The sequence below is a fragment of the Thomasclavelia sp. genome (assembly GCF_017889095.1).
Lineage (GTDB): Bacteria > Bacillota_I > Bacilli_A > Erysipelotrichales > Coprobacillaceae > Thomasclavelia.
Genome location: NZ_JAGHEW010000377.1, coordinates 1 through 4,222, shown reverse-complemented (window position 1 = coordinate 4,222; position 4,222 = coordinate 1). Strand labels below are relative to the sequence as shown.

Sequence of the window (4,222 nt, the reverse complement as noted above, 5' to 3'; positions counted from 1 at the left end):
TTAAAAAATCTTAAACATCTTAAATTAAATTGACAATCATCTACGTGTTAGATACCATCATTTTAAGAAAATAATTATATAAAATGTCCAAGGAATCACGATGAAAAAGATTAGACAAAAGAAAAAAATAAAAGCACTTTTTATTATCGATACAATCTGGTTATTAGCTATTTTAATTTATTATATCATGTTTAAAAAAATGGTCAGTATCTATACAATTGGTGTGTTTATTTTCACCAATTTTTGTATTTATATTGGATCACATGATAAAAAATAAATATAACATTATTATTCGCAAAAACACTTTGTATTATTTGTATTATATGTTATAATACAAATAGAGGTGATCAATATGCTATTAATGATTTTAATCAGTATAATTTGTATTGGGAATTTTAGTGTTTTTTATTCAAGCAGACAAACCGCCCGCTTTCAAGATGGACGGTTATTGTTAGTGAATATACCTGAATATGCTTATGAGGATTTAGATTTAAAAAAGATTGAAGCCGATTATCGAAAAGCATCATTAAAAATGTTATTAGTTAACTTTATTGTTTATTTACCTTTGATCTTGATCAATGATCAATTTAAATTCATCTATTATTTTATCATGGTCTGGGTTAATGTTTTCTTGATTAATTTACCATTTAAAAAATATCGTGATAAGTTATTAAAACTAAAAAAAGAACGTGATTGGCTTGATTCTACTAGTAAAACAATTAAGGTAGATTTAAAAATGTTAGCTTACATGGAAAAACAGCCTTTTAATTATCATAGATATTTAATCGTATTAGTAATTGATTTGCTTACTTGTGGCTGGATGCTTTATTTTCACGCTAATTTGATTAATTACTTATATCTATTATTACAGTTTGTCGTTTTAATCGGTGGAATGATCATGATTAAACGGCTTGATCATAAAACTTATTGTCAAGATACTGACATTAACATTACCCTAAATACCTTACGAATTGATTATATTTCCCATTGTTTTTTCTTATTGATTTTATTTGATAGTATCTTTAATCTAACACTTCAGTTATTTTTACTTGATCAATTACCATTTGTTATCATTGTCTTAATAATGATTGGCATGTCTAGTAATTTACTTTTAATTATTTACAAAACTAATCAATTTCAAAGTAAGAAAAAAGAATTATTAAACGCTACTGAAAATAAAGAATATAACATTAGCAATGATGATTGTTGGCGATATGGAATTTTTGGTTATTCCTATTATAATAAAGCTGATCCTAAAATGTTTACTAACTGTGGCAGTCAAATGATCTTCAACAGTGCTAAACCAGCTTATAAATATTTTATTGTTAGTTTAATAATGATCTTCGCTAGTATCCTTATTTTTATCTTTGGTTATCCACTTTATCTCGATTATCATCATCAATTAGTTGATTTATCATTAAATCATAATATTATTAGTGTTGATAGTCCCTTTTATCAAACTGAAATTGATCTAGATAATGTTTATAAAGCCGAGTTAACAGATAATTTAGGTGATGGTATGCGCATCAATGGTACGGGGACTATTGCTTATACTAAAGGTAAATGTACTTATGATAAATATGGGAAATGTTTAGTTTATAAAGCTAACTTACATGATTATTTTATTGTCTTATATACTGATAGTAATACTTATATTATTAATGATGATAATGATAATAAAACAATAAAAATATATAGAGAAATCAAGGAGGTTATAAATCAATGATCATTGAATTAGATTATACTAGTAATACACCAATTTATTTACAATTGCGCAATGAAATCATCAAAGGAATCGCTAGTGGCACCTTTAAATATGGTGAAGCATTGCCTTCAGTTAGAACTTTAGCTAAAGAATTACAAGTCAATAATATGACAATCAATAAAACATACTCAATATTAAAACAAGAAGGCTATATTTGTATCGATCGCCGTCATGGTGCTAAAGTCCAGCCAACGATTGATAATTCTAAAGAACATCAAGATCAGTTAGTTTCCAAACTAGAATTATTAGCCAGTGAAGCAATTGTTAAAGGCATGAAAAAAGATGATTTTATGGATACTTGTAAAAAATTATTGCAAACAATACAATATGATAGTTTAACAGCTAAATAATCAAGAAAACGCTTTCAAATTTATGGCTTTTAATTTTTTTCTTTAGTATAATTAATAAAGAGGAACTAAAAAATATAAAGAAATTATTTATGATTTATACCCAATATTATTCAAAAATTAAAGTAAGGGAAGGATTATAGAAAAGTTATGCTAGATAAATCAACTTTTTGAAGTTTTTGATAATAAGATTATCTAAGCTCTTGCTAAAGATTAAACGTAAGTGCAAATGAAATCATTTTATTTAGCTGTTTAAAATATAAAAAAGATTTTGGTTTTGCATATATAGTGTCACAAAATAATTTTAATTAATCCTATTGCCCTAGTTTTTAATCAGCCAAGCAATCTAGAATCATTTAAATAATTCTTTATATTATAAAACTGTAAAAGGAGCGAAAAAATGAAACTAATTATCGAAGAAAATGAACAAAAAATGAGCGAAAGTGCAATGTTTATCTTACTTGGAGCAATGATGCAAGATAAACGTGTTAATATTTCTTTAACTTCGGGAAGATCACCAAAAACGATGTATGACATGATGATTCCTTATGTTAAAGATCAAGAAAAATTTAAAGATATCGAATACTATCTTTTTGATGAAAATCCATATACTGATCAAGAAACAGGACCAAACTGGAATGATATGCAACAATTATTTTTCCAGCCAGCTAATATTCCTGATAGTCGCGTTCATATCATGAATGCTGATAATTGGGAAAATTATGACGAAGAAATCCGCAATGCTGGCGGTATTGATGTTATGGTCATCGGTTTAGGATGGGATGGTCATTTCTGTGGTAACTGTCCTCGCTGTACACCATTTGACAGCTATACTTATAAAATTCCATTCCCTGAAAAACAGGCGGTTAATCCAACCTATAAAGATCGACCAACTCAGCCATTTACACTAACTATGGGACCAAAAAGCTTGATGCGAGTTAAACATCTAGTTATGATCGTTAATGGTAAAGAAAAAGCAGAAATTCTTAAACGCTTTTTAGAAGAACCAATTAACCAGGATGTTCCTGCCACTATTTTAAAACTACATCCTAATTTTACTGTTATTTGTGATCAAGATGCTGCTAGTTTGATTGATCCTAAACAATTAAATCGTTTATAAAAAGCCGTTTTTCGGCTTTTTATTGTGCTGTTAAAATAGCTTTGGCTTTTTGATACTTATTACGAAGATATTTTAAAGTTTCTTCATTTACACCATCGACAAAACGAGTTTCGTCTAAATTATGAGCCAAATCCGCTAACTTAACTTTCTTAGCTAATTCATTAGTTTTAATATGATTAATATATTCATAATAATCCGTTCCCTGTTGATGGGTCAACAGTTTCAAAGCAGCTATTACTTCCTCAGGAAAACTTTTTTCTAGATCTTCAAAAGTAACATCACTATCTTCAACCACATCATGCAACAAGGCAACACAAACACTTATTTCATCATCCATTTGTTCAGCTAAATGATAAGGATGAAAAATATAGGGAACACCGGTTTTATCAGTTTGTCCCTGATGAACATCATAAGCAATCTTCATGGCTTTAACTGTTAATTTACTGTAGATCATTTTTATTACCCCCATAGTTTTAATCGTTCTTTTTGTTTTATATATTATAACAATAAAATATAGTTAATTATAGACTTATCTATTAAATAAGATGTTATAATAAAATAAGATTGGTTGGTGATTATTATGGAAATCAAAGAAGCAAAAAAAGAAGACTTACAAGGAATTTATGATTTATATTTAGAAGTTATGGGTTATGATTATCCGTTAGAAAAAATGAATAAAATGCTTAAAGTTATTAATGCAAGTAATTGTAACTATCTTTTTATTGCCAGTGATAATTTAAAAGTAATTGGGGTAATTGAAGTAGTGATTAAATATAGTATTCATAAAGATCCTTATTTAATTATTAATACTCTTGCCGTTTTATCTAATTATCAAGGTAAAGGGGTTGGTGGTCAATTGCTTAATTATGTCGAAAAGTTTGCAAAAAAGAATCAGTTAAGTTCAATAACTTTAGGTTCTCAGTTTAAACGAAAAACAGCTCATCAATTTTATCTTAATCATGGTTTTAAAATCATCAAAGATCATAAGAT

At 27.4% G+C, this 4,222-nt stretch carries 6 protein-coding genes; 5 read left to right on the top strand and 1 reads right to left on the bottom strand.

The window, feature by feature from the left end; genetic code table 11:
- The first annotated feature begins 100 nt into the window (after positions 1–100).
- From J7M77_RS16120 to J7M77_RS16105, 4 genes are all read left to right on the top strand, one after another.
- Positions 101–277, top strand: coding sequence for a hypothetical protein (locus J7M77_RS16120; protein ID WP_296880418.1), 177 nt, complete (start codon positions 101–103; stop codon positions 275–277).
- Between the two features lie 75 nt (positions 278–352).
- The gene (locus J7M77_RS16115) at positions 353–1,726 is read left to right on the top strand and encodes a PH domain-containing protein (RefSeq protein WP_296880417.1); all 1,374 of its coding nucleotides are present in this window, start codon (positions 353–355) and stop codon (positions 1,724–1,726) included.
- Positions 1,723–2,115: a GntR family transcriptional regulator gene (locus tag J7M77_RS16110; RefSeq protein ID WP_296880416.1), complete on the top strand. Its 393-nt coding sequence runs from the start codon at positions 1,723–1,725 to the stop codon at positions 2,113–2,115. The genes J7M77_RS16115 and J7M77_RS16110 overlap by 4 nt, the downstream gene beginning before the upstream one ends.
- Before the next feature lie 397 nt (positions 2,116–2,512).
- Entirely contained in the window at positions 2,513–3,232 is a 720-nt protein-coding gene (locus J7M77_RS16105) for a glucosamine-6-phosphate deaminase (RefSeq protein WP_296880415.1), read from the top strand.
- 19 nt (positions 3,233–3,251) lie between these two features.
- Here J7M77_RS16105 and J7M77_RS16100 read toward each other — a convergent pair whose 3' ends face one another.
- Entirely contained in the window at positions 3,252–3,686 is a 435-nt protein-coding gene (locus J7M77_RS16100) for an HD domain-containing protein (protein ID WP_296880414.1), read from the bottom strand.
- A gap of 126 nt (positions 3,687–3,812) precedes the next feature.
- Here J7M77_RS16100 and J7M77_RS16095 point away from each other — a divergent pair.
- Positions 3,813–4,222 (top strand): GNAT family N-acetyltransferase (locus tag J7M77_RS16095; protein WP_296880413.1); only part of this gene is annotated, 410 nt, incomplete at its 3' end.

Coding starts and splice junctions, on each gene's coding strand:
- J7M77_RS16115 (WP_296880417.1), top strand. CDS start 353: ATGCTATTAATGATTTTAATCAGTATAATTTGTATTGGGAATTTTAGT.
- J7M77_RS16105 (WP_296880415.1), top strand. CDS start 2,513: ATGAAACTAATTATCGAAGAAAATGAACAAAAAATGAGCGAAAGTGCA.
- J7M77_RS16100 (WP_296880414.1), bottom strand. CDS start 3,686: ATGATCTACAGTAAATTAACAGTTAAAGCCATGAAGATTGCTTATGAT.
- J7M77_RS16110 (WP_296880416.1), top strand. CDS start 1,723: ATGATCATTGAATTAGATTATACTAGTAATACACCAATTTATTTACAA.
- J7M77_RS16120 (WP_296880418.1), top strand. CDS start 101: ATGAAAAAGATTAGACAAAAGAAAAAAATAAAAGCACTTTTTATTATC.